The following is a 23,987-nucleotide window of genomic DNA, read 5'->3' as shown; positions in this document are numbered from 1 at the left end:
ACCACCCGCGCAACGGGACCACCCGCGGGTTCTCAGCGGGATTCTCGCGAGGACAGCGTTTTCTCCTGTGGCGGAGCCACCGGTGAAAAAGATCCCGCAGCGAGAATCCCGCTGAGGTTCCGCCGCCCCACCCCCGATCAGCAGGGGGAGAAGCGATCAGTCGTCAGCGGCGTGCTGCTGACGAGCGAGGAAGTGCTGGATGTCCGCGGTGGCGCGGTAGAGCTCCAGGTAGTGCTGGTAGAAGGCGTCGTAGCGCTCGGTGCGCTCCGGGTCGGGCACGACGGTGCGGGCGACCGGGTTCCACTGCCGCTCGTCCACGGCGGTGCCGGTGGCGATCCCGGCCATCAGGGCGTCGCCGAACGCGGCGCCGACGGTCTCGCTGGGGATCTGCTGCTCCTGGCCGGAGATGTCGGAGACGATCTGCGTCCACAGCCCGCCCTGGGTGCCGCCACCGACGGCGACGAGCCGCCCGGCCCGGCCGCCCGCGGAGCTCATCGCTTCGAGGTTGTGCCGCACCCCGTAGCCGATGCCTTCCAGCGCTGCCCGGTACACCTCGGCCCGCCCGTGGCTGGTGGTGAGCCCGAGCAGCGCACCGCGCGCGTCCGGGTCGAAGATCGGCGTCCGCTCCCCCGCGAAGTACGGCAGCAGCAGCAGGCCGCGGCTGCCGGCGGGCGCGCCCGCGGCCTGCTCGACGAGTTCGGCGAAGTCGCCGTCGACGAGCCGCCGGATCCAGTCGGTGACCGCGCCGGAGGTCGCCATGCCCGCGGCGAGCGTGTAGGTGTCCGGGAAGACCCCGCAGGTCCCCCACAGCGCCGAATGCGGCCGCGGGTCGGTGAGCACCTGCACGAAGAACATGGTGGTGCCGTACATCAGCATCACGTCGCCGGGTTCGCGCACGCCGGCGCTGGTGGCCTCGGCCCAGGCGTCGATGGTGCCGGTGGTGACGGGGAGCCCTTCGGGCAGCCCGGTCTCGGCGGCGGCGTGCGCTCCGACGCGGCCGACGACCTCGGTGGGCCAGGCGAGTTCGGGCAGCGGCAGGTCCGGGGCGACGCGCTGCGCCCAGTCCTTCGACCAGTCGCGGGCCCGCAGGTCGTAGAGCGGGTCGCACTGGCTGGCGGAGTGGTGGTCGAGCACGTAGCGCCCGGTGAGCCGGTGCACCAGGTACGAGCTGCACATGAGCAGCTTCTCGGTGCGCGCGTACACCTCGGGTTCGTTCTTCGCGAGCCACCGGATCTTCGGCCCGACGGCCTGGCTGGTCAGCGCGGAGCCGCCGCGGCGCAGGATCTCGTCGGCGCCGAACTCCTCGGTGAGCTCGGCGATCTCGGTGGTGGCGCGGGTGTCGACGCCGTAGAGGATCGCGGGCCGCAGCGGGTTGCCGTCGCCGTCGGCGGGCAGCAGCACCGGTCCGATGCCGCTGACGCCGAGTCCTTCGATCGTGCGTCCCTCGGCGGCGGGCAGCAGGTCCCGCACGATGGCGGTGAAGTCGTTCCACCACACCGATTCCGCGTCGTGCTCGACCCAGCCCGGGTGCGGGTAGGAGGTGTCGTGCGGCTTGGTCGACCTGGCCACGATCCGCCCGTCGGTGGTGACCAGGACCCCCTTGGAACTCGACGTTCCGATGTCGATCCCGATCAGCACGCCCTCAGCCATCGCCTGTTCCTCCCGCTCGTCCGGTGTTCCCCGCGGCATCGTAAAGACCCGCCGCCCGGGCGATCCGCACTCCTGTCCGATTCGGGCACGCGCGCGGCCCGCTGGGCCATCGGCGGGAGCCCGGTTCCCGCCGATGGCCGCTGGACCAACGCACTGACCTGCGCTTCGATGCGGGACGCGCGCGTGTTTGTTTCGGCCCGTTCCGGCTTGTTCGATCCGGTGCGCCGCTCAGCCGCGGGTCCACTCGTCGAGGCGGACGCCGAGCTGGCCGGCGACGGCGCGGAGCGCGGCGCGGTGGTCGCCCGGCACGGCGTGCACGTGGTTGGCGCCGAACCTGGACAGGAACACCTCGCCGGGCGCGTCGAGCCGGGCGAACGCGTGCGGCCACTCCGGGGTGGACTGCTCGACGAGAGCGCGGTTGGTGTCCTCGTCGTAGTTCTCGAACTCGCCGAGCATCAGCTGCAGCCGGTACTCCCCCGCTTCTCTGGTGAGCCTGCCGAGGGTCATCTGCCCGGGCGCGGCGATGTGCTGCACGGAGGCGCCGCCCGCGGGGAAGAAGAACACCTCCGGGTAGAAGTTGACCTTGGCGAGGTTCTCGGCCGGGTCGTCGCTGCGCACCGCGTACCAGGTGGCGTGCTGGCCGGAGTTGCACAGGTCCCAGATGTCGCGGTCCGCGTGGTAGTGCCGCACGTCCGCGAACAGCACCGGGGTGCGGGCGACCTGCTTGAACAGCTGCATGGTGAGCGCGCCGTCCATGTCGGCTTCGGTGGCGCAGACGTGGGTGTCCTTGGGGCCGTTCCAGTCGTAGGGGTCGTTGAGGAAGGCCTCGGTGACGTCCATGGTGGCGAAGTTCTCGGTGAGTTCCGGCTGGCCCTTGATGCCGGAGAAGTCGAGGTGCCGCTCGGCGATGATCTCGCGGACGGCGATGTAGGAGCGGATCTGGCGTTCCAGCAGTTCGGGGGTGAGCTTCGCGCCGTCGTAGTGCACCCCGGCGGCGTGCCGCTCGATCCACTCGCGGGCCTTGCGGGCTTCGGCCGCGTCGGCCTTCTCGGCGCGCAGCACGAGTTCGTACTGGTCGATCTCCTCGACGTCGATGCCGAACTGCCGCTGCCACTGGTCGGTGTTGGCCACGGCGGTGTTCATGCCCATGGGCCGGCCACCGAAGCGACCGAAGGTGGAGCCGCGCAGCGAGGCGACGGCCGCGGCGGCGGTGGCCTGGACTCCGATGGTGGCGGCGAGCTCGGGGTCGTCGGGAGCGCCCCAGGCGCGGGTGTGCTCGCGCCCGATCTGGTCGAGCGCGCCGCCCGCGGCGAGCATGCCGACGAGGCCCGGTTCGGTGGGGTCGGTACTGGCGACGAGCACCAGCGGGCTGCGGGTGGCGTCGGCGGCGAGCATCGTGAAGTGCGGGAACGACCAGACCGCGTAGTAGAGGACGGTGACGTCCACGTCGGCGGCCGCGACCTCGCGGGCCACGGAGCTGGCGAGCACGTTGTCGGCGACGAGTTCTCGACCGGCGACGACGTCGTGCCCGGCCGCGGTGAGCGCGGCGACGAGACCGTCCTGCTTGAGCCGGATGAAGTCGGCGTTGCGCGCGTGCACGTGATCACGACCGTCGGAGATGGAGATGACACCGATGCGGGCCACGGGGCCTCCCGGGTTCTCGGAACGTGCTGGGTCCGGACTCGCCGCCGTCCCGGGTTCGGAACGCCGGCTCCTCGACTTGCACCGCTCCCGGCAGGTCGCTCCGGGTCCGCCTGCGCTGGGGTTCCGCGCCTGCCGCCTGCACCCGAGTTCGTGCATCGTTGACCGACCGGGTTATGAGCAATCGATTTCTCGGAAGTTATTCTGGCCTCGTCGGAACTGTCAAGGAATCCGCGCCGCGACCACGCGGCCAGCCGACAGCAGGAGGTCCGGTGGCGACGATCAGTGATGTGGCGGCCAGGGCCGGGGTCTCCACCGCGACGGTGTCGCGGGCGCTGAACGGCAAGAGCACGGTGGATCCGGCGCTGGCGGCGCGGGTGGTGGCCGCGGCGGACGAGCTGGGCTACCGGCCGAACGGCCCGGCCCGGAACCTGCGCAAGCAGGAGACCGCAGTGCTCGCGCTGATCATCTCGGACGTCGAGAACCCCTTCTTCACCGCGATCTCGCGCGGCGTGGAGGACGTGGCGCACGCCGCCGGGTATTCGGTGGTGCTGTGCAATTCCGACGACGATCCGGCGAAGGAACGCGAATACCTGGACGTGGCGTTGCAGGAACGCGTCGCCGGGGTGCTGCTGTCCCCCACCGGCCGGGAGGAGAGCGCCGCGCTGCTGCGGGCGCACGCGGTCCCGGTGGTCGCGCTGGACCGACCGCTGCCGGGTGGCGGGGACACGGTGCTGGTGGACAGCGGTGGTGCGGCGCGGAGCGCCACGCTGCACCTGGCCGACCAGGGCTACCGCCGCATCGGCTGCTTGACCGGTCCGAGCGGGATGCCGACGGCCGACGCGCGGCTGGCCGGTTACCGGGACGGCCTGCGCACGGCGGGGCTCGCGGACGCGGGCCTGGTGCGGCACACCGAGTTCCGCGCGGCGGGCGCCCGGCGCGCGGCGCGGCAGCTGATGGACCGGCCGGAGCCGCCGGATGCGCTGCTGGTCGCGAACAACGCGATGGCGGTGGGCGTGCTGGAGACCTTGGGCGAACTGGGCCTGCGGCCCGGCCGCGACGTCGGCGTGATCGCGTTCGACGACGCGCCGTGGGCGACGCTGCTGGACCCGCCGTTGAGCGTGGTCGCGCAGCCCGCCTACGACATGGGTGCGCTGGGTGCGCAGCTGCTGCTGCGCCGCATCGGGGGTGACGTCGGTGAGCCGGCGACGCGCACGTTGTCGGCCCACCTCGTCGCGCGGGGCAGCACCGCCCGCCGGTGAGTCACCGGGCGGCGGGCAGTGCCACCAGCCGCGCCATCTCTTCGATCTTGGCGGTCAGCTTGCGCCGGTCGGCGGGCGCGACGGTGAACCACTGGCGCCCGTCACCGCCTTCCCGCTTCTGCGTCAGGTAGCAGCCGTCGGCCCCGGTGAAGAACGACACCGAGAACGGTGGCCGGTGCGTGCGCCCGACCCGGCGGTCGTGGCTGCGCGCGGTGAACACCCCGTCCAGTTCGCGTTCCGCGGTGAGCACCGACGCCAGCACCCGCGCGTCGGCGCTCTTCACCCCGGCGCCGGTGAGCGCGCTGAGCAGGCTGCCGGTGGGGTTGCGGCGCATCCGCGCGGTCGCGCCGTCGAGCACTTCGACCGGCACGCTGGCCGTGCCGCCACCACCCGAGGCGGGCGCGCCGATCAGTTCGACCGCGTTGCCGGCGGGGCCGCCGTACTCGTGCCTGCTGAGCACGATGTCCTGCAGGTCGTCGTTGTTCTCACCGTCGGCCTGGTACGCGCGCACCGTGGCGCGGCCGTGCTCGACGCAGACCGCGTTGAACGAGGTGCCGCGCTTGGCATGCACCGCCACCCCGACCGCCAGCGGCGGCCGGGACAGCAGTTGCCACGCGTCGTCCAGGAACGGGTGCAGCTCGTCCCGTTCCAAGTACCCGCGTCGGGCCAGGTCCTGCCTGCCGAGTTCGGCGGCGCGAGCCAGCTCGTCGCGGGTGGGTTCGCCCGCCAGCCTGCCCACCCGCAGCAGCGGGTGGACGTGGCTATCGAACCGCTCGCACAGGTAGGCGGCGGCCAACGGGCTGATCGACATCCTGCCTCGTGCCATCAGCGGTCCTGGTTCTCCCAGTCGCCGAAGACCGGCGGGGCCACCGCCCGCATGTCGTTGGTGAACACGTCTTCCTCCTCGATGAGCCAGCTCGGCCGCTCGTGCTCGGCGTCCTCGCCCTGCTGAGCACCGCGCTGCCCACCGCCCACGCCGCCCGGCGCGCCCGCACCGCCGCGAGCACCGGCCGCACCGGCGCCACCGGACGCGGACGTCCCGCCACCGGCACCGCCCAGGCCACCGATCCCGGCGCGACCACCGGCGCCCGTGCCCGAACCGGCACCAGCACCGGCGCCGAGGCCGCCCATGCGGCCCCCGGAACCACCAGCACCGACGCCACCGCGACCACCCGCGGCGCCACCAGGACCACCGCCCGGTGCCGGAGCCCAGCGACCGTTGTACGGGTTCTGCCGCTCCCACGCCCCGGTCTGGGGGTTCTGCCGGTACAACGTGCCGTCCGGACCGCGCACCACGCCCGGTGCCAGCCCGCCGCCCGGCTGCGGCGACGGAGCCCACGCGGAACCGGACCCGGCCGGAACCCCACCGGAGTTCCCGGTGCCCAGCGACGGAGCCCCACCACCCGGAGTCGGCGACGACGCCCACGACGACGAAGTCCCCGCCGGAACCCCACCACCGTGCGAAGACACGCTGCTGAACTGCGAATTCCCCATCGCATCCCGCGCGGAAGGCGTCGTCGCGCCGGGGGCGGGGGAGTTCGACTCCTCCCCGGGCATGGGCTGGAACTCGGGGACCGAGTTGAGGTTGGTCTCGGTCTCCCGCTGGTAGCGCTCCTTGATCTCGAGCGCGCGATCGTTGGTGAGCTGGAAGTCCTCCATCCGCTCCTCGTAGTCGCTCGCCCAGCCGAGGATCCAGGTGTCGTCCCAACCGCCTTCCTCGACCCAGCCCTTCTGCGGCGGGTCGAGCTGCACCTCACGCCCGTTGTTGAGGGTCTCGCCCTTGCCCGGGATTTCGTGGAAGGTCGAGGTCTGCGTGGTGGCCTGGTTCTCCAGCGCCTTGCTCACGGCACCGGCGGTCTCCGCGGCCGCCCGCGCGTGCGGCGCGATCTCGTTGATCGACGCCTGCGCGGCATCGGCGGCGCGACCTTCGTGCGCGGTCTCGGCCTTGCGGAGCGCGGACTCCACGTCCGTCGCCAGCTGCTCGAACTTCTTCCGGGCCGTATCCCACGCCGCACTACCGTGGTTCAACGCGCTCGGCAGCGAACCGGCTTCAGGAGAACCACCCATGTCCGCGCGCAGCTGCTTCGCCATACCCGCGAAGCACATGCCGGGACCTGAATCAAGAGAAACCACTTCAACCCCCTCTATTTGGCCGCAGGCAGTGTCGGAACCGAAGCCTCTAGCGCGCTCTTCGCCAGGGGGCACGGGTCGTACGGCTTCTCAGCCTTGGTGAAGTCAATCGCCACTGCCGAAACTACTTGATCGTCCTTCGTCCCGAGGAAAATCCCGCAGCTGCCCCCTTCCGGGGAACTCGCGTTCGCCTGCACAGCAGGATGCCCCGCGATGACCATCTCAGAAAAATCGACATAACTATCAGAGTTATCTCGATACTGCTGGATAGACCGCCCCGGAAAAACTGTCACAGCCAGCGACTTTTTTCCATCATCGGATTCCCAGGTGCAATTGTCCGGCATACTGGGATCAAGTTCGTTCGGCTTAACTTTTCCATCCGGAGATAGCCCCAGAGCCTGGATATCTTCCGACTTCAACAAGCTGCACTGCTGCACAGAAGCCGCATCGCGCGGGTCGTTGATCTCCGATGTCGGCCGGGAATCCGATCCGGGCGCCTCGCCGCCGCTTGACCCCCCAACAGCGCACCCAGAAGCCAGAAAAGCCGCGAACACGGCGACACCGAAACGAAACGAAAGTGCCATATCTAGACTACGACCGCCTATCGATCTTGTCCGCATCCACCGAGGCATTGTCGTCAGCAAGGCGATACTCATCCAACGTTGCCCGGTAAGATTCAATCTTAGCCGTAAGCTTTTGGGTAATTTCTTCAGCAGCAGCTTGCAGAGAAAACTCGGCCCCACCGGCTCGCTCGCGGAATAGTTCACGAGCCTCTGAGGTTACCGAATCTTTCGCGGTCAGCTCACCCGGCGTCGCCGCATGCGCCGCATTCACCAAGCCAGCCGCCCGTTCCCGCGCATCCTCGAGTTCTCGGATCGCCGCCTCGAGCGCCTCTGGGTCTATCCTGAACCCGGTCATGCTTCCTCCCCTGGCATGTCCACGCGTCAGCTGAGCATGGTGCACGCCCGCCCCTCCCCGCGTGCGGGAACCTACTCAACCACCTGTATGACGATCAACACAGTAGCGGGTGACGCTCCTCGCGCACTCGCCACCCGATCGGCCCATCCTCTTTCCCGGAAACGAATAGACCGAAGCGCTGACCTGCACCAACACTCGACCAGTCAGCCGACCAGCCCGACTCCCCATTCCAGCCACCCGGCTCACCCGCGTCGCGTCGACCCGCCACCTGCAGTCGAGACCACATCCACCACCGCAAGGGACCGGACAAGCAAAATCGATCAGCAACAGCAGTTCCAGCAGCGCCGAGAAGCAGAGCGCTCCGTCATGAACGAGATTCTGGCCGCAGGCATTGGAACATCTGAACGCAACAAACCAGCGCCATGACCATGGGAACAGCCGCGATCGCCAGATAGAACGAGATGGTCGCGTCCAACTCGTCCGCGCGGTCCGCTGAAACGAACACCAAGAAGAACAGGCTGAACGCGTTCACGCACGCGGTGCCGACGCACAGCACCACGGCCTGCCGAAGGAACGGCCGGACACCCGCGATGTCGACGGCTCCCCGCTTGAAGTACGACTGGCTGAGCACCGAGCACAATCCCAACAACCAGCAGAACAGCGCCGCCGTCCCGGTCAGGAGCAAACCTGACCAGGAGAACGGATCGTCGCTGATGGGCAGGAAGTACATCCACAACGCCTCGACCACCGCCACGACCGGGGACGCGATCAACAGCACCAGTCCCGTCAGCAGCAAGCGCACCTTGCGAGCGCGCTCCCACTCAGGCGCCACCGGAACGAGGTTCGGCCGAGGTGGCGGGCCGGTAGGAATCGGAATCATCGAGCCTCCCCATTCGACGGATCCCGATCGCTGACGCCGCCATCGCTCAGGTCGACCCCGTTGTCCGGCTTCGCCCAGCTGTCCCCGATCCCGTCGACCGCACTGCGGAGAACCTCGATCTGGGAGTTGATCGGATTCCGCCGGCTCTCGTGTCCTCGGTTCACCATCGGATCCTCTGAACGACCGTTGTCCATGCGGCGCCGCACATCGCCGCGGGCAAGATCGTCGCGAGGAAGCACAGCGCGGTCGCCACGCCTGGTGCAGCTCCGTCGCGTGCTGCCGACGCTGCCCCCAGCGCCAAGACGGCCGCTCCGAGCACTCCACCGATCACGGAGAAGATCCACACAACCAGCGACGAGCGCCACAACCCTTGGGCCGCGGTGAGGTTGAGCCAACCGTTCTTGATGTACGACACCCCGAGCAGGCACAGCACGCCCATCGCGAAGGAGAAGAACACGGACACGGCGAGGAATCCCACCCACATGATCTCGGCTACACCACCCATGTCCGGGAGCGAGAACACCAGCGGAATTCCCGCCCCTGCGACCGCCAACGACACGAGCACCAGCACCGATCCGGTCAAGCCGAGCTGCCGCCGCCGCTTCCGCGACCACTCGATCGACACCGGAACGTACTGCGGAGGTGGTTGGGGGACCGGAATCGGGATCATCGCCGCACTTCCCAGTTCGACCCGTCGCCATCACTGACACTGCCGTCACCCGGCGCCGTTTCGGCCCGCACCGCTCTCCGCGGCCGCGGAAGTTCCGCCGGCCGACACTCGTCCTCGATCGTTCACAGGCCGGAACCACACCTAGACCACGTCATTCCGCGCCCGGGTTCGGACAGGATCGGGTGGACGCGGTCCGCCGCTGCGGGAGTTCTGGTCTACCGGGTGGCGGCGCACCGCTGATCACCGGATGCAGAACAGCGAGTCCTCGGAGACGAGGCTGTTGTTCGCGCCGCACACCGCCTCGCCGTCCCAATGGAGGTCGTACTCGGAGGTGATCGACACGTCCGGCATCGGTGGGCTGAGCTCGGTGATCGAACCGTTCGCCGCCGACAATTCGACGATCTGCGCCGAACCGCCGCGCACCGCCGTATCGAACGCGATGAACCCGCGTTCGGTGAGCGCGAACGGCCGGACATCCGAGTTCCGGCTGACCCGAGACCGCCACCTCTCCGCTCCGGAGGCGAGATCGAATGCCACGACCTCGTCGAAGTCCGCGTACGAGTCGTTCGCGGGTTTGACCCCGGTGACGAGCAGGCCGTGTCCGATGACAGCCCTGTACCGGCGCAGATCTCCGCCCATTCCACCTGCCGCGCCCGTGTCGAGCCGGCCGTACGAGCCGACTCCGCGTACTTCCGCAGTCCGGTTCGCGTCCTCGTCGAAGAACACGAACGACGGCACGGCATCGGAATCGCGGCTGATCCTCGCGCTCAACACCACCGGATCGGCGGAGACGACCTCGTACCGCAGGTCATTTTCGAGCCGGCTCGTCGCGATCGTCCGGCCGCTGGCGGAGTCCACGAGGACCAGCTCGTACCCGTCCGCGCAACCGCGAACCAGCACCGTCCGCGGAGCGCTCACCCGGGACGGAGATATCGAGCAGCTCCGGTCCACCGCGACGCCCTCGCTCCACAGGGGCTCACCATCGCTCAACGCCAGTTTCGACACCCGCTCCTCGTCCACGACGACCACGCCGTCTCCGACGACGCGGGTGACCGGCTCATAGGATTCGTCCCGGGCCAGCGACGCGGTCCACTTCTGCTCACCGGACCGAACGTCCAGGAGGATCACGCGCGGGCAGTCGGTCCTGCTGGAGCCGACGTGGATGGCCGCGAGTCCGTTCACGGCCTCGTCCGAGGCTCCGCACACGTCGGTCCCGTCGGGCGGGGTGAAGCTCCACTTCTCCTCGCCGGTCTTTTCGCTCACGCCGATGACCTCGTCCGACACGACCTGCACCAGCACGCCCTCCGCGGAGAGCGTCCTGATCAGCTCAAGTCCGACGGCACCGCTGTCCTTCCACGTGAACCCGGCAGCCAGCGGCGGTCTGGTCGCGAACCAGATCGTCGTGCCACCTCCCGCCACCAGGACCAGGACGAAACCGATGATCAGAGCCGGAATCCACCAGCGGGTCTTCTTCCGCAGCGCGGGTGGGTACGGGCCGCCCGGATGCTGGAAGTGCGGTGGTGGCGGGGGCTGGAAATGCGGCGGCGGACCTCCGGGCTGTGGTCCGCCCGGATGAGGACTTCCCGGAACGGGCCCGAACGGCGGATAGCCGCCCTGCGGCTGCCGACTCGGATTCCACTGCGGCTGATTGCCCGACCAGTTCACTCTGCACCCCTCGCCCCGCCGTCGGCGGACCTCCCCTGGTTCGCGGGCTCGATCATCGCCGGACGCCCGCTGGCGACGAGGCCGTTCGGGCGGGAAGCGATCCGCATCACTCCGGTGCGATCGCCAGGTGTGCGGCCGGAATTCGGCGGCGGATGGCGGGTGACCGGTGCTAGCGTCCCGGGCCGTGCCTCGTCGTGGTGCGCGAGGTGCCGGAATCGGGAAGACAAGTCCTATGTGGACGACGCGCCCCCGCTGGCGCTCGCACCATGCGCAGTACTGCCCGAGCACCAGGGCCGGGGCGCCGGATCAGCGGCGATCCGCGCCGGGCTCGACGCCGTCCGCGACCTCGACGAGAACCTGGTGATCGTGCTGGGGCACGCCGACTACTACCCGCGGTTCGGATGTCACCCCGGCCTCCCGGTTCGGCGTGCGGAGGCACCCGACGACACGTTCCTCGCCCTGCCCCTCGCCACCTCGCACCCCACCCCGACCGGACTCGTCCGATGAACGAGATGGTCTCGTTCAACTCGTCCGCGCGAGAGCCCCGCCGAGGTAGCAGCATCACTCACCACGCCGGTAAAATCTGACCGCAATGCCATGGAGGCAAAGAGGATGGACCTTGCCGATACAGGATGGCGATGACCGCGCGGCCAGCTCCCCGAGCTCAGACGCGAAGCTTCTGAATAGCCAGCATAAAACACATTCCAGACAAGACGGCAGGTAGAACTATCAGCCCAAGGCAGGCAATGCTTCCCATATCGAACGCGCCACCCCTCCGAACCGACGCGCCCACGAGTAGGATGAACAAGGCGCCACTCAGGAAGCTGGAGAACACGCAACTGATCCAAATCACCAGCGACGCGCGCCATACGCCAGCAGCGTAAGTCACGTTCAACCAACCACGCTTGACATAGGACTGGCCGATCAGAGCAAACCCGCCGACCATCATTGAAAAGAATCCAGATAGGCCACACAGGCCTGACACCAAAATCATGGCCGCATTTTCAGCAGCCGGCAATTCGAAAGCCCACCAGATCGCGGCAACCGCAATCACCGGGGACCCCACCAACAGAATCAGGCCCAGCAGAACCAGCCGAGTCTTCACCTTTCGCGCCCAGCTGGGCGAAACCTGAGTGTAGTTCGGCGGCGGCTGCGGACCAGCCGGGATTGGAATGATCACCGCGCCTCCCAGTTCGATTCGTCACCATCGCTGGAGCTACCGTCACTCAAGTCAACACCGTTCTCCGGTGTCGCCCATTTCCCGCCGAGTTCGTCGATGGTCTTCTGCGCGGATTTCATCTGTGAGTTGATCGGCTGAATGGCGCCGATGAACGCACTGAAGGCAGCTGTGGCAAGGCCGATTGCGGCGACACCGACACTGACGCCGAATGCTAGCCCTGGCGGCGCCGTAACAACTCCAATACAACCCGCAATTGCTGTAGCTAGTCCACCGAGGAACGTCACCACTGCGATACCGATGGAGATCCAGAACATTTCGACCGCGTTGGCCAGCGTGTCGAGCGCGGTGACCATCTTATCCGCAGCCGACTTGGTGCCGTTGACCGCGTCGGCTTGGCCGGGAACCAGTGCCTTGTACGCTTCCGCCGCACGCCCTTCCCACTCGATGTTGGTGCGGTGCTTGTCAAGTTTGAGATCACCCGCGACGGTGCCCAACTTCTCGGCCACCAGATCAGCCCACTGTTGGGACGCGGCTCGCAGCAGGCCGGGGCTGCCAGCCCGTTCCACGGTCTGCATGATCTGGTCGAACATCTGCTTGTGCAGCTTCACGATTTCCTCCATGCCCTTCTTGATCGGTTCGATCAAGTGCATAAAGGCTTCCGGAACCCAGCTCAGTAGCTGGTTGACTCCGTCGTAGAGCTTCTGCATCATTTCTTGGACTTCGGTGAGCTTTCCGCTCACCATGTGGATTACATCGTCGCCGGTGGCTGTGGTCACGGGTGTTCTCCAAGCAGGTCGTGCAGCTTTTGCATGGCAGCGTCGTCGTCGGCTTGGTACTGCTGCGCAGCAGCGGTCAAATCGTCGGCGACCTTGTTGAAGTACTGCTGTCCCTGATCGATCAGGCTGCCGATCGCAACGCGCAGCTCTTCCAACGTGTCGTCCAGGCCGAGTTCGTCGCTGAGGAAGAACCGCTGTCCTGGCTCGATCTTCACCGCTTCCACGGCTTGCTTGGGGCCGTTCATGGCTTCGGCCTGTTCGCGCCATAGGGCGGCGTCGGTGTGCATGGCGTCGAGGGCGGTTTTGATTCCTTCGCCGTTCGGGGGTGCCATCAGAGTCCCTTCGGGGGCTGGTCGGTGACGAAGCCGAGGCGGCGTAGGAATCGCTGCGGGTCGCTCGCCAGGGCGAACAGTTGGGAGATCGCCGGACTCTGCGGTCCGTTGGCCACATCGCCCGGGGCGGTTTTGTCGCGCAGGACTCGCAGGACGTCGGCGAGTTCGCCTTCGATCTCGGTGTTGCGCGCTGCGCTGCACCAGGTCGCGTCGATGACGAGGTCCAGGATCCGGCCTTGTTCCGACGTCCCCCGGGCATGGCCGCCGCTGCTCTGGCCGGACACCGTCGCGCCGACGACATCCGTCATCCGCTGGTTGAACGCCTCCAGGTCGGTGGAGACGGCGTTGATGAGCTGCATCGCGTCGGCTGCCGTGATCGGGTCATCGGAGGTGGCGATGCCTTCGGCCGGTTCGGGCCGAGTGGCAGGCGGAGCGGATTGCACGAGCTCGGCCTGTGCCGTCGCCGCCCGCATGGTCGCGTCGTTCGCGGCCGCTACGACGTGTACGGACAGGCTGCGCGGATCAGTAGCGCTCTTCCAGCCGGAGGCCAGCTCGACCGACCGGAACTCCCCGGTGTCGGTCACGCGGACCGTGACGACACCCTCCGGGTCCTGGCCTCGAAGCAGGTCGTCCGTCGCCTCCGGTCGCCCGGAGTTCCGGATTTCCTCCGGCCCGAGGTCTTCCTCATTCAGCTGCCACCGTTGATCCACGAGGCCGGACCATACCTAGACCACGCCGTTCCGCGCCCGGGTTCGTGAACACGGGACGGGTTCGGTGGCGGGAAGCGATCCGCGTCACTCCCGTGCGATCGCCAGGTGTGCGGCCGGAATTCGGCGGCGGTCGGCGGGTGGCCGGTGCTAGCGTCCCGGGCCGTGCGTCGTCGTGGTGCGCGAGGTGCCGGAATCGGGGAGATGCGTCCTATGTGGACTACTCGGGTGGAGGTGCCCGCTGATGTCGCGGCCGTGCGTGCGGTGAACGTCGCCGCGTTCCCGACCGCGGAGGAAGCGGACCTGGTGGACGCGCTGCGGGCCGATCGGGGTGCGTGGATCGACGGGCTCTCGATCGTCAGCGCGGACGGCGGCGGCTCGGTCGTCGGGTTCGCGCTGCTGACCCGCTGCCACGTGGACGACGCGCCCGCGCTGGCGCTCGCACCGTGCGCGGTGCTGCCCGAGCACCAGGGCCGGGGCGCCGGTTCGGCGGCGATCCGCGCCGGGCTCGACGCCGCGCGCGACCTCGGCGAGAACCTGGTGATCGTGCTGGGGCACGCCGACTACTACCCGCGGTTCGGGTTCACCCCGGCCTCCGGGTTCGGAGTGCGCGCGCCGTTCGAAGCACCCGACGACGCGTTCCTCGCCCTGTCCCTCGACACCTCGCGCCCCACCGCGACCGGGCTCGTCCGGTACCCGGCGGCATTCGGCGTCTGAGCGTCAGCGGTCGAGGCGACCGGACTTGACCGCGCCCAGGAACGCGTCGAACGCGTCGGTTCCGAAGGCCAGCACGGGGCTCCCCGGCCCGAGCTTCGAATCCCGGACGGCCGTCGAATCGGCGGACAGCGCGACCTCGACGCACGCACCACCATTGGCGTTGCTGCGGCTGGACTTCCGCCAAGTCGGATGCTGGTGCACCAAGTCCTCCGGATCGCCTGGAACATCGGCCGGGCAAGAGCAGCGCCGCGTCAGCGGTCGAGATGTCCGGATTTGACCGCACCCAGGAACGCGTCGAACGCACCGGTTCCGAAGGCCAGCACCGGGCTCTCCTGCCCGAGCTTCGAATCGCGGACGGCGGAGCAGTCCCCGGCCAACGCCACTTCGACGCACGCGCCACCGTTGGTGTTGCTGCGGCTGGACTTCCGCCAAATCTGATGTCGGTGCACCACGCCCTCCGGATCGTCGGTGACAGAGCAACGCCGCGTCAGCGGTCTAGGCGACCGGACTTGAGCCGGCGGACGAACGTGTCGAACGAGGCGGGACCGAAGGCCAGCACGGGACTCGCCGCACCGAGCTTCGAATCGCGGACGGCCGTCGAGTCGGCGGACAACGCGACCTCGACGCACTCGTTCAAGGCGCCGCTCCGGCTGCTCTTGCGCCAGACACGGTTCCTGGTCATCAGTCCTCCAGCTGCTCCGCGAGATCGCGCATCCACCGGGCCGACTCGGCCGGCGACAGCGCTTCGTCCGCCACGTCGTCGAAGGTCAGCACGAACGCCTCGACGTCACTGGAATTCTCCACCCAGGAACCGCCACCCGGGTACTCCAGATAGACCGCATCGGGATCGTCCGTCGCGCCGAACCCCAAGATCACGGTCGGCCCGGATGAAGTGCCGTACGCGCCGACGTCGAACGGCACCACTTGGAGCACGATGTGCTGCCGTTCGCCCAGTTCCAGCAGATGCCGCAGTTGCGCCCGCATCACCTCGCGACCGCCGACCCGGCGACGCAAGACTGCTTCGTCGATCAGCGCGTGCACCGCAGGCGGATCGGGTTCGTGCAGCCGCTGTTGCCGAGCGCGCCGCGACTGGACGGCTCGGCGGAAGTCCTTCGGCGTGCCGAACCTGCGCGCGGCGGCGTGCACAGCGGTCGCGTAGTCGATCGTCTGCAGCAGCCCTGGTACGGCCAGGGCGGCCATGAACCGGATGCTCACCGCCTCGGCTTCGGCACGCACGAAGGACCGGTACTTCACCGGGTGGGCGGCGGAGACCTGGATGCGCGTGCCATCGACTTTGGCGTCGTCCCACATCGCCTGCGCTTCGCGCCGCTGCTGCTCGGTCGCACCGTAGAAGGCCAGCATCGCGCCGAGTTCCGCGAAGTTGCACAGCAGGTAGCCGTTCTCGATCTTCGAGATCGTGGTCTGCGATTTGCGGAGCAACTCGGCCACGTCGCCGTGCGTTCGTCCAGCGCCGTCCCGCAACTCCAGCAAGTATTGGCCGATCCGGCGTTTCCGGCGTGTCTGCGTGCTCGGCATTGGACCTTCCCCTCGCCTCCGCCAGGAAGCCTAACGACCGGACGAGCCGATCATGTTCACTCATCGGGGTAATATGCAAGGGAATAAAACCCTCTTAACATTACCCCCAGCGACAACCTCCCGTCGCTGGCGCGGGGCCGGTGGTCTCCCCCTCCCCGACCGGATCGCCGGTTCCGCGTCCCACCCACGGAATTCGGGAGTGGCGCATGTCCGCGCCGGAACCGCGCGGCTGGCGCGGGGTGTTCACCAGCGACCGGGTCCACCGGGTCTCACCGGGCAACGAACGCCGGATCTCGCACGGCGACCGGGCCCGGCTCGGGCTCGCCGACTGCGGCGCGGTGTGCGTGCCGCCGACGCCGAACGAGTGGCCGCTGGACTCCTGCGCGCGCTGCTACCCCCGGACATGACGGTGCCCGGTGGCCGAACGACCACCGGGCCCCGCGCTCGATCAACGGGTCAGAACGCGACCACCGAGTACTCCGAGGCGGTCCACGCGGGAGCGCCCCGCACCGGGATCAGCTCCACCCGCACCGACTCCTTGCCCTCGGTCAACGCCACCGGCAGCTCGAAGCCGTCCTCCAGCCAGCGGTGCGACTCGTTGCCCAGCGGCTGGAGCCAGGTGCCCGCCGACTCGCCGTCCACCCGCACCTCCACCTGCTGGTAGGCCTGCGCCTGATCACCGATGCGCCGCAACCGGGCGCCCTGGTTGTCCTCGCCGAGCTCCACGTCGAAGCCCACCGGCCCCGTCGCGGCCGCCACCGGCGCGCTGCGCTGCTCGTCGGTGCCCTCGAAGCGGGAGTCCAGCAGGTTCACCACCTCGCCTTCGGCCCGGTAGCCGTGCTCGTCCCGGCTGCCCTCGTCGGACAGGTCGATCCGGTCGACCTCCTCCTGCGACGCCGGTCGCCCGCCGTACCAGTAGGCGGTGGAGCTGTAGTCGCCCGGCTCGTCGTTGTCCGGGCCGTGCTCGATGCCCGCGACCAGGCCGTCGTTGAACGGCACCGCGTCCGGCACCTGCAACCGGTAGGCGCCCGTGCAGTCGTACCGGCAGCCGTCCCCGTTCAGCTCGTGCGCCGGATTGCCCGCCAGCGGCATCGAGAACGTGGTGCCGTCCCGGAAGTACCAGCCCGACTCGTAGTAGTCCTCGCTGCCGGTGCCGTACCAGGCGGGGCTGCGCTCGCCGTTGACGTAGAAGCGCTCGTCGCCCTCCAGGTAGTTGCGCTGGTTCGCCGCCGCGTTCGTCTCCGGGATGGACAGCGGCTGGTTGCGGTGCGTCGCCGTCGCGTTCGGCGGGATCAGCCCGCGCATGGTGTGCGTGACCCCGTAGAACGTGCCCGAACCGTCCACGTCGAGGAAGTTCCAGTCCTCCCCCTCCACGGTCCGGCCGCGGTGGTGAGTGGCGTGGAAGTAGCCGGCGTTCTCGTCGGCTTCGCGGGGCGCGACGGAGACCTCGGCGGTCATGCCGTCGATCGGGACGCCGCCGCCGTTGACGATCTCCACGGTGGCGCTCTCGTCGAACGGCATCGGCCACCAGGCCGTGTACCAGCCGTCCTCGCCCGGGTCGATGGAGCTCATCATGGTGCGCACGTCGTGCTCGCCGAGGCCGGAGCCGAAGAACTCGCCGATCGGGGCGTCCACCGTGGTCTGCCCGTCGAAGGTGATCCGCAGCCGCGCCGACTCCAGCACGTGCTCGGAGGCGGTGACCTCCTCCGGGCCGAACCCGTAGCGGCCCACCAGCTTCTCCCTGGCGAACACCGCGTTGCCGATGCGGTAACCGTGCGCGGCCTCCTCGCCGGGGTGACCGGGGCCGACGTCGAGCACGTCGGTGCGCACCCATTCGCCGTCGACGAGGCTCTGCACGTCGTAGCGGAACTCGTTGACGTCCACCGAGGAGGACGTGAAGCGGTTCGCCACCTCGATCGAGGACTTGCCCGCCGTCAGCTCCGGGGGCACGTCGATCGCCTGCACGCCCCAGCCGCCCGGTGCGGCGGCGCCGCTGCGCCACTCGCCGGCCGGTGCGCCGTCCACGCTGAGGCCGGCCACCTGGTCGGCGATCTGCGGGTCGAAGCGGCGCACGATGCGCACGCCCGCGTTGCGCGGGTGCACCGCCGCGTCGAACCGGCTGCCACCGCCCTCGCCGAACGCGCGGCCGTCGTCGATCACCCGCGGGCTCGGCACGACCTGCGGGATGCGCAGCCGCAGCTCGTTGATCTGGCCGGGTCCGTCCAGCTGCGCCACCGGTGCCGCCGCTCCCGGGGGCACCGCGAAGTCCCGGCGGGTCGGCTGCGCCGCCGGGTCCACGCCCTTCGGGTCGGCGATGCCGAACTTGCGCAGCCGCGCCAGCACGTCCTGCGCCGGATCGGCCGGGTCGAAGGTCCGCACGCCGTCCGCGTCGCCGAACGAGCGGTAGTCCACGTGGTAGAAGTCCGGGTTGTTCTGCACCGTCACCCGCATCGACTCGCGGTACGGCATCGGCACCTTGATCACCGCACCGCCCGCGGCGTCGTCGCCGTTGCCGACCAGGGGCCATTCGAACGGCGCGCCCACCCGGCCGCTCACCACGTCGATCAGCGGGGCGTCGAGCACCGTGCGGCCGTCCAGCTCGACCACGATGTTCCCGGTGCCCGTCACGTCGCCCCACGGTTCGCGGGTGAACCAGATGGAGGAGATCTCGCCGGCGCCCGCGCGCTCCGCGATCACGCAGCCGCGCTCGGCCTGCCGCAGGCAGGAGTAGGTGCCGTTGAACCCGTCGTCGTTGCTGCCGTCCCTCGCGAAGCTGGAGAACTGCCCGGTGTGCTCCGAGCCGCGCAGCTGGGCGAGGCCGCCCGGTTCGCGGAACGTGTCCCACCCGACGCTGCCCTTGCCCGCCGCCCGCGGCTGCGCCTGCTCCTGCTCCTGCGCCGAGGCCCGGGCCGCGCCGTGGGTGGCCGCGTCGGCGACCAGCGCGGCGGCCGCCAACGACGCCACGCCGAGCACCGCGCCGAACTTCCTCGGCAGCCGTCTCGCAGCGCGCAGCGCATCACTCCTGCGGTCTCTCATCAAAGCTCGCCCTCCCCACATCACTATCCACAATGGACAGCGTTGTCCTGGTCACTCGACGGTGGTGCGCGGTCGGGAACGGATGGGTCGGTTCCCCCGAACGCGGGCGCACAAGATCGCACGCTCGGTTTCACCCGAAGCGTAGGAAGAGGTCGCACCGGCTCCAAGGAACATCGCGGAACCACGGGAATCCGGACTCCGAAATTCACTCATTAAGATGGTCACCGGGACTGCACGGAGACCACTACCACCATCCAGGTGGATTTGATTCCTCTTCGGCGACAGCTCGCTTTGCTAAAGAAAAAGTCGCACGCCAGGACGAGTTTCGCCCTAGCGCGCGACCTGCACCTTCACCGAATCAGAAGTGAGATGTGGTAGCCCCGGAAGTCTCAGCCCTGATTCAACCGGGCGTACACCTCACCCGCGTTCTCCTTCGTGATCAATTCCGTGGGAAGGGTTTGGTGCTTCTCCGTCGGCTGGCAATCGACCAGGATCTTCTTGGCCGCTTCCACGGCCTCCTCGCCACCGGTCGGATTCAGGAACGTGGCCTGCAACCGGCCCTGCTCCACCGCTTTGATGCCGCCCGCCTCGATCGGCAGCCCGTCGATGCCCACGAATTTGAGCTGGTCCGCCTTGCCGGCGGCCTGCGCGGCCAGGTAGGCGCCCTCCGCCATCGGATCGTTGTGCGAGTACACCGCTTGCGCGTCCGGGTGCGCCTTCAGCAGCGCGTCCATCTTCTCCTGGCCCTCCGCCCGCTCCCAGCCGCCGTCGTCGGCACCGATGATCTCGATCTTCGAGCCCGCGATGCCCTGCATGAAGCCGTCGTGCCGCTCGTGCGCCGGCGTCGAACCGGACAGGCCCTTGATCTCCAGGATCTTGCCGCCGTCCGGGAACAGCACGTTCTTGAAGTACTCGCCCGCCTGCCTGCCGATCGCCTCGTTGTCCACGCCGACGTAGGTGGTGAACGCGTCCCCGTTGACCTTGCGGTCCAGCAGGACCACCGGCGTCCCCGAGTTGTAGGCCCGCCGCACGATGTCCGTCAGGGGCGCCGCCTCGTTCGGCGAGATCATCAGGAGGTCCACCTGCTTGGTCAGGAACGACTCCACGTCCGAGAGCTGCTTGGCGTTGTCCTTGGCCGCGTCGGCGAACTGCACGTCCTTGAACTGCGGCACCCGCTCGGCGGCCTTGCGGATGTCGTCGTCCATCCGCACGCGGTAGGGCTCGGCGAGGTTCGCCTGGCTCATGCCGATCGTGTACTGGCCGTCCGGGCCGCCGCACGCCGCCTGCGGATCCTGCGGCTGCGCCGCACCGCTGTTCTCGCTCGTCGTACCGCACGCGGCGGCCGTCACCGCCAACGCGGCGCAGGCGGCGGCGAACGCGGACCTCGTCGTCTTTCGCATGGTGCTTCCTTCCCGCGGAACTACCAGGGACGCTTCGAGCGGACGGGCGGATCGGGGAACGGACCGGTCACGCGGCCGGGCGCAGCCGCTGCAACGCCGCGGCTGCCACGATCACCAAGCCCTTGATCAGCAGCTGCATGTCGGTGTTGACGCTGTTCAAGCTCAGGATGTTGTTCAAGATCCCCAGCAGCAGCGCGCCCGCGATGGTGCCCACCACCGAACCGCGCCCGCCGGCGAGGCTCGTGCCGCCGACCACCACGGCCGCGATGCCGTCCAGTTCGTAGGCCAGGCCGTCGTTCGGGCTGCCCGCGTTCAGCTGCCCCGCGTGCACGATCCCCGCCAGCGCCGCGCAGAAGCCGGACAGCGCGAACGCGATGATCTTCACCCGGTTCACCGGCACACCGGACAGCCGCGCCGCCTTCTCGTTGCCGCCGATCGCGTACAGGTGCCGCGAATAAGCGCTGTAGCGAAGGAACAGGATCGCCGCGACCGCCACCACCGCGAAGATCAACGCCGGAATCGGGACCACGCCGCCGAACGTCCGTTCCCCCAGCAGCGAGAACAGCATCGGCGCCTGTCCCGCGCCGTCGCCGTAGGAGATCTGCACCGTCTCCCCGCCCGACCACATCCGCGCCAGGCCGCGGGCGATGTTCAGGCCCGCCAACGTCACGATGAACGCCTGCACGCCCAGCACCGCCACCGCGGCGCCCTGCAGCACCCCGAAGACCAGGCCGATCAGCAGCACGAGCAGCGCCGCCACCAGCACCCCGAAGTCGTCGTTGACCAGCAGCACCGCCGACCCCACCGCGGCCAGGCCCAGCACCGAGCCCACCGACAGGTCGATGCCGCCGATCAGGATCACGAACGTCAACCCGACCGCGATGATCCCGATCTCCGAGACCGCGCGCACGATGTTGAACAGGTTGTCGCCGGTCAAGAACAGGATCTGGCCGTCGTCGCCGCGCGGGGACAGCACGATCGCCGCCAGGAACACCGCGACCAGGCCGAAGAAGCTCTGGAACCGGAACAGGGTCTCGACCCGCTGCCGCCTCGACCGGCCGGGCACCGGGTCCGGCGCGCCGGGCGCGACCTCCTGCCGCGTCTGCTCGCTCATCGCGCTCCTCCCCCCGCGACGGGGCCGCGCCCCGTCTCGACAGCCGATGAATCACCCTCCGGCGACACCTTTTCCCCCATCGCGGCGGCCAACAATTCGGCTTCACCGGCCCGGGTGGTGTCGAACTCGGCGACGCTGCGGCCGTGCCGCAGCACCACCACGCGGTGGCACACGCCGGTCAGCTCCGGCAGCTCCGAGGACGCCAGCAGCACGCCGATGCCGCGCGCCGCGATCTCGCCCAGCAGCTCGTAGATCTCCGCCTTCGCGCCGATGTCCACGCCGCGCGTCGGCTCGTCCAGCAGCAGCAACCGCGGCTCGGTCAGCAACATCCGGCCGAACACGACCTTCTGCTGGTTCCCGCCGGACAAGGTGCCGACCGGGTCGGCGATGCGCCCCAGCTTCACCTTCAGCCGGTCCACGCTGCGCTCGGTCGCCGCCACCTCGGCGCGGCCGCGCACCAACCCGGCGAAGCCCAGCCGGTGCACCACCGACAGCACCGTGTTCGCCCGCACCGAGTGCCCCAGCACCAGCCCCGAGGCGCGGCGGTCCTCCGGCACGAACGCGATGCCCCGGCGCAGCGCGTCCCGCGGCCCGCGCGGGCGCACCGGTTCGCCGCCCAGCTCCACCGAGCCCTCCCAGCGACCGGCCGGGCCCGCGCCGAACAGCGATTCCAGCAGCTCGGTGCGGCCCGCCCCGAGCAGCCCGCACAGGCCGACGATCTCGCCCGCGCGCACCGACACGTCGATGCCGTCCGGTTCCCGCCTGCCCACCCGGTACCGGCGCGGCAGCACCCGGAGACCCGCGACCGACAGCAGCTCCTCGCCGGGCGGCCGGTCGTCCGCGGTGCGGAACAGGGTGCGCACCGAGCGGCCCACCATCGCCTCAGCGGCCTGCTCGGCGGTGAGGTCGCGGGCGTCGAACTCGGCGACCCGGCGCCCGTTGCGCAGCACCGTCGCCCGGTCGGCGACCGCACCGATCTCATCCATCCGGTGCGAGATGTAGACGATGCCGGTGCCGCGCCTGCGCAGTTCCGCGATCACCGCGAACAACCGGTCCACTTCGGAGTGCGACAGCGCCGAGGTCGGCTCGTCCATGATCAGGACCTTGGCGTCGAGGGACAGCGCCCGCGCGATCGTCACCAGCTGTTGCTCACCGACCCGCAGCTCGCCGACCGGCCGGGCCGGATCCAGTTCGATGCCGGTGCGGGACAGCAGTTCGCGGGTGCGCTGCGCCATCGCGCGGCGGTCCACCACACCGGCGCGGCGCAGCTCCCGGCCCAGGTACAGGTTGTCGGCGACCGACAGCGCGGGCACCAGGTCCAGCTCCTGGTGGATCATCGCGATGCCCGCCTGCTGCGCGTCCGAGGGCTTCGCGAAGCGCACCGGGGCGCCGTCCACCGCGATCGAGCCCTCGTGGTCGGCGATGTCGCCGGAGAGCACGCGCATCAACGTGGACTTGCCCGCGCCGTTCTCCCCCAGGAGCGCGTGGACCTCGCCCGCGTGCACGGTCAAGTCGATCCCGTCGCACGCCAGGACACCGCCGTAGCGTTTGGTGATGCCGGTCAGCTCTACCAGTGGCGCTGCCATGGTTCCCCCCGTCACCCGAGCGCTGTCATTCCGGAGCAACCGCGCGGAGCCGAGAAAACGATTGCTCGGACGCTAAGAGTTTCCAGTTGCCTGTGTCAAGGTTCACAGTCCACCCGCGGGCCGCCCAGCCGCCATTCGGCCCCGCGCGGACCTCGCAACGGTCATGAGGGCAGGAAGCACCGCAGCTAGGGGAACAACTTCCGGAGAGGTCGTTCCGCGGGCGTTCCTGACCGTTACGGTTGTGGCCGTGACCGCCACTCGCGAGCGCCAGAGCGCACCCTCTCCCGACAACGGCGCCCCACACTGGGCAGAACGGTCCGCTTTCCGCACCCGCGGCGTCCCGCTATGGGCGGCGGTGCTGATCGCCGCGGGCGGCACCGCGCTCGGCGCCGGGCTCGACCTGCTCATCAGCGGCACCCCCGGACTGATCTTCAAGATCGGCCTGTTCCTCGGGTGCGTGGCCGGGGTGGCGCTGGTGCGGCGGGAGAGCCTGTTCGGCCCGATGGTGCAGCCGCCGCTGGTCGCCACCGTGGTCATGCCGCTGCTGGTGCTGTTGTTCGGCGGCGGGGGCGGCAGCGGGATGATGGGCAAGGCGCTGGGCGTCGTGCAGCCGATCATCGCCGGCTTCCCGATGATGGCGATCACCACGGCGCTCTGCCTCGCGTTCGGGCTCGCCCGGATGTTCTGGCTGGAACGCCACGACGCCGAGGACGACCTGGACCCGGCCGACCAGCCCACCAAGAAGCGCAAGCCGGTGAAGCCGCCGAAGGAGGCCGCGGAGCGGCCG

26 protein-coding genes are annotated in these 23,987 nt (G+C 69.3%); 5 read left to right on the top strand and 21 right to left on the bottom strand.

Features of this window, described 5'->3' with window-relative positions:
* Positions 1 to 156: 156 nt before the first annotated feature.
* Both LCD31_RS21940 and LCD31_RS21935 read right to left on the bottom strand, forming a co-directional pair.
* Entirely contained in the window at positions 157 to 1,650 is a 1,494-nt protein-coding gene (locus tag LCD31_RS21940; RefSeq protein ID WP_224960764.1) for an FGGY-family carbohydrate kinase, read from the bottom strand.
* Between the two features lie 228 nt (positions 1,651 to 1,878).
* Positions 1,879 to 3,294: an L-fucose/L-arabinose isomerase family protein gene (locus tag LCD31_RS21935; protein ID WP_224960763.1), complete on the bottom strand. Its 1,416-nt coding sequence runs from the start codon at positions 3,292 to 3,294 to the stop codon at positions 1,879 to 1,881.
* A 269-nt stretch (positions 3,295 to 3,563) separates the two neighbouring features.
* Between LCD31_RS21935 and LCD31_RS21930 the strand changes: the two genes are divergently transcribed.
* Positions 3,564 to 4,553 (top strand): LacI family DNA-binding transcriptional regulator, encoded by a 990-nt coding sequence (locus LCD31_RS21930; protein WP_224960761.1) that lies wholly within the window; start codon positions 3,564 to 3,566, stop codon positions 4,551 to 4,553.
* 1 nt (position 4,554) lies between these two features.
* On the opposite strand, the gene LCD31_RS21925 is transcribed toward LCD31_RS21930, so the two are convergent.
* From LCD31_RS21925 to LCD31_RS21895, 7 genes are all read right to left on the bottom strand, one after another.
* Positions 4,555 to 5,379 (bottom strand): ESX secretion-associated protein EspG, encoded by an 825-nt coding sequence (locus LCD31_RS21925; protein ID WP_224960759.1) that lies wholly within the window; start codon positions 5,377 to 5,379, stop codon positions 4,555 to 4,557.
* On the bottom strand, positions 5,379 to 6,659 hold the full coding sequence (locus LCD31_RS21920) for a hypothetical protein (RefSeq protein ID WP_224960757.1): 1,281 nt from the start codon (positions 6,657 to 6,659) through the stop codon (positions 5,379 to 5,381). Before LCD31_RS21920 ends, LCD31_RS21925 begins: the two co-directional genes overlap by 1 nt.
* A 38-nt stretch (positions 6,660 to 6,697) precedes the next feature.
* The gene (locus tag LCD31_RS21915) at positions 6,698 to 7,267 is read right to left on the bottom strand and encodes a DUF3558 domain-containing protein (protein ID WP_224960755.1); all 570 of its coding nucleotides are present in this window, start codon (positions 7,265 to 7,267) and stop codon (positions 6,698 to 6,700) included.
* A 7-nt stretch (positions 7,268 to 7,274) separates the two neighbouring features.
* The gene (locus tag LCD31_RS21910; protein ID WP_224960753.1) at positions 7,275 to 7,601 is read right to left on the bottom strand and encodes a hypothetical protein; all 327 of its coding nucleotides are present in this window, start codon (positions 7,599 to 7,601) and stop codon (positions 7,275 to 7,277) included.
* A 364-nt stretch (positions 7,602 to 7,965) separates the two neighbouring features.
* A complete protein-coding gene (locus tag LCD31_RS21905) occupies positions 7,966 to 8,433 on the bottom strand; it encodes a hypothetical protein (protein WP_224960751.1) in 468 nt (155 codons plus the stop codon).
* 208 nt (positions 8,434 to 8,641) lie between these two features.
* Complete coding sequence (locus LCD31_RS21900) at positions 8,642 to 9,106, bottom strand: hypothetical protein (RefSeq protein WP_224960748.1); 465 nt, start codon at positions 9,104 to 9,106, stop codon at positions 8,642 to 8,644.
* Between the two features lie 285 nt (positions 9,107 to 9,391).
* Positions 9,392 to 10,570 carry a PQQ-binding-like beta-propeller repeat protein gene (locus LCD31_RS21895; RefSeq protein ID WP_224960746.1) on the bottom strand — a complete coding sequence of 393 codons (1,179 nt, stop codon included), beginning with the start codon at positions 10,568 to 10,570 and terminating at the stop codon, positions 9,392 to 9,394.
* 480 nt (positions 10,571 to 11,050) lie between these two features.
* Between LCD31_RS21895 and LCD31_RS21890 the strand changes: the two genes are divergently transcribed.
* Positions 11,051 to 11,323, top strand: coding sequence for a GNAT family N-acetyltransferase (locus LCD31_RS21890; RefSeq protein ID WP_224960743.1), 273 nt, complete (start codon positions 11,051 to 11,053; stop codon positions 11,321 to 11,323).
* A gap of 157 nt (positions 11,324 to 11,480) precedes the next feature.
* On the opposite strand, the gene LCD31_RS21885 is transcribed toward LCD31_RS21890, so the two are convergent.
* From LCD31_RS21885 to LCD31_RS21870, 4 genes are read right to left on the bottom strand one after another with little or no spacing between them, the layout of a single operon-like run.
* A complete protein-coding gene (locus LCD31_RS21885; protein WP_224960740.1) occupies positions 11,481 to 11,996 on the bottom strand; it encodes a hypothetical protein in 516 nt (171 codons plus the stop codon).
* Positions 11,993 to 12,772 carry a WXG100 family type VII secretion target gene (locus LCD31_RS21880; RefSeq protein WP_224960737.1) on the bottom strand — a complete coding sequence of 260 codons (780 nt, stop codon included), beginning with the start codon at positions 12,770 to 12,772 and terminating at the stop codon, positions 11,993 to 11,995. Before LCD31_RS21880 ends, LCD31_RS21885 begins: the two co-directional genes overlap by 4 nt.
* Entirely contained in the window at positions 12,769 to 13,104 is a 336-nt protein-coding gene (locus LCD31_RS21875) for a hypothetical protein (protein WP_224960734.1), read from the bottom strand. Before LCD31_RS21875 ends, LCD31_RS21880 begins: the two co-directional genes overlap by 4 nt.
* Positions 13,104 to 13,814 carry a YbaB/EbfC family nucleoid-associated protein gene (locus tag LCD31_RS21870; protein WP_224960731.1) on the bottom strand — a complete coding sequence of 237 codons (711 nt, stop codon included), beginning with the start codon at positions 13,812 to 13,814 and terminating at the stop codon, positions 13,104 to 13,106. Before LCD31_RS21870 ends, LCD31_RS21875 begins: the two co-directional genes overlap by 1 nt.
* A 231-nt stretch (positions 13,815 to 14,045) precedes the next feature.
* Here LCD31_RS21870 and LCD31_RS21865 point away from each other — a divergent pair, with 231 nt between their 5' ends.
* The gene (locus tag LCD31_RS21865; protein WP_308011319.1) at positions 14,046 to 14,528 is read left to right on the top strand and encodes an N-acetyltransferase; all 483 of its coding nucleotides are present in this window, start codon (positions 14,046 to 14,048) and stop codon (positions 14,526 to 14,528) included.
* 3 nt (positions 14,529 to 14,531) lie between these two features.
* On the opposite strand, the gene LCD31_RS21860 is transcribed toward LCD31_RS21865, so the two are convergent.
* From LCD31_RS21860 to LCD31_RS21845, 4 genes are read right to left on the bottom strand one after another with little or no spacing between them, the layout of a single operon-like run.
* A complete protein-coding gene (locus LCD31_RS21860; RefSeq protein WP_224960725.1) occupies positions 14,532 to 14,729 on the bottom strand; it encodes a DUF397 domain-containing protein in 198 nt (65 codons plus the stop codon).
* Between the two features lie 50 nt (positions 14,730 to 14,779).
* Positions 14,780 to 14,977 carry a DUF397 domain-containing protein gene (locus tag LCD31_RS21855; RefSeq protein WP_224960722.1) on the bottom strand — a complete coding sequence of 66 codons (198 nt, stop codon included), beginning with the start codon at positions 14,975 to 14,977 and terminating at the stop codon, positions 14,780 to 14,782.
* 38 nt (positions 14,978 to 15,015) lie between these two features.
* Positions 15,016 to 15,210 (bottom strand): DUF397 domain-containing protein, encoded by a 195-nt coding sequence (locus LCD31_RS21850; protein ID WP_224960720.1) that lies wholly within the window; start codon positions 15,208 to 15,210, stop codon positions 15,016 to 15,018.
* On the bottom strand, positions 15,210 to 16,064 hold the full coding sequence (locus LCD31_RS21845) for a helix-turn-helix transcriptional regulator (protein ID WP_224960718.1): 855 nt from the start codon (positions 16,062 to 16,064) through the stop codon (positions 15,210 to 15,212). Before LCD31_RS21845 ends, LCD31_RS21850 begins: the two co-directional genes overlap by 1 nt.
* Positions 16,065 to 16,270: 206 nt before the next feature.
* Between LCD31_RS21845 and LCD31_RS21840 the strand changes: the two genes are divergently transcribed.
* A complete protein-coding gene (locus LCD31_RS21840; protein ID WP_224960717.1) occupies positions 16,271 to 16,471 on the top strand; it encodes a hypothetical protein in 201 nt (66 codons plus the stop codon).
* A gap of 49 nt (positions 16,472 to 16,520) precedes the next feature.
* Here LCD31_RS21840 and LCD31_RS21835 read toward each other — a convergent pair whose 3' ends face one another.
* The 4 genes from LCD31_RS21835 to LCD31_RS21820 form a co-directional block, all read right to left on the bottom strand.
* Positions 16,521 to 19,100 carry a glycoside hydrolase family 172 protein gene (locus LCD31_RS21835; protein WP_224960716.1) on the bottom strand — a complete coding sequence of 860 codons (2,580 nt, stop codon included), beginning with the start codon at positions 19,098 to 19,100 and terminating at the stop codon, positions 16,521 to 16,523.
* A gap of 389 nt (positions 19,101 to 19,489) precedes the next feature.
* A complete protein-coding gene (locus tag LCD31_RS21830; RefSeq protein ID WP_224960715.1) occupies positions 19,490 to 20,500 on the bottom strand; it encodes a substrate-binding domain-containing protein in 1,011 nt (336 codons plus the stop codon).
* Positions 20,501 to 20,567: 67 nt separating this feature from the next.
* A complete protein-coding gene (locus tag LCD31_RS21825; protein WP_224960713.1) occupies positions 20,568 to 21,614 on the bottom strand; it encodes an ABC transporter permease in 1,047 nt (348 codons plus the stop codon).
* A complete protein-coding gene (locus LCD31_RS21820) occupies positions 21,611 to 23,200 on the bottom strand; it encodes a sugar ABC transporter ATP-binding protein (protein ID WP_224960709.1) in 1,590 nt (529 codons plus the stop codon). The genes LCD31_RS21825 and LCD31_RS21820 overlap by 4 nt, the downstream gene beginning before the upstream one ends.
* Positions 23,201 to 23,447: 247 nt before the next feature.
* On the opposite strand from LCD31_RS21820, the gene LCD31_RS21815 reads away from it, so the two are divergent.
* Positions 23,448 to 23,987, top strand: a 540-nt coding sequence (locus LCD31_RS21815) for a DUF6542 domain-containing protein (protein ID WP_374201673.1), incomplete at its 3' end; no start/stop codon positions are given.

The sequence above is a fragment of the Saccharopolyspora sp. 6M genome (genome assembly GCF_020176775.1).
Lineage (GTDB): Bacteria > Actinomycetota > Actinomycetes > Mycobacteriales > Pseudonocardiaceae > Saccharopolyspora_C > Saccharopolyspora_C gregorii.
Note: the sequence above shows the minus strand (reverse complement) of the source record. Positions and strands in the feature narration are given on the sequence as shown.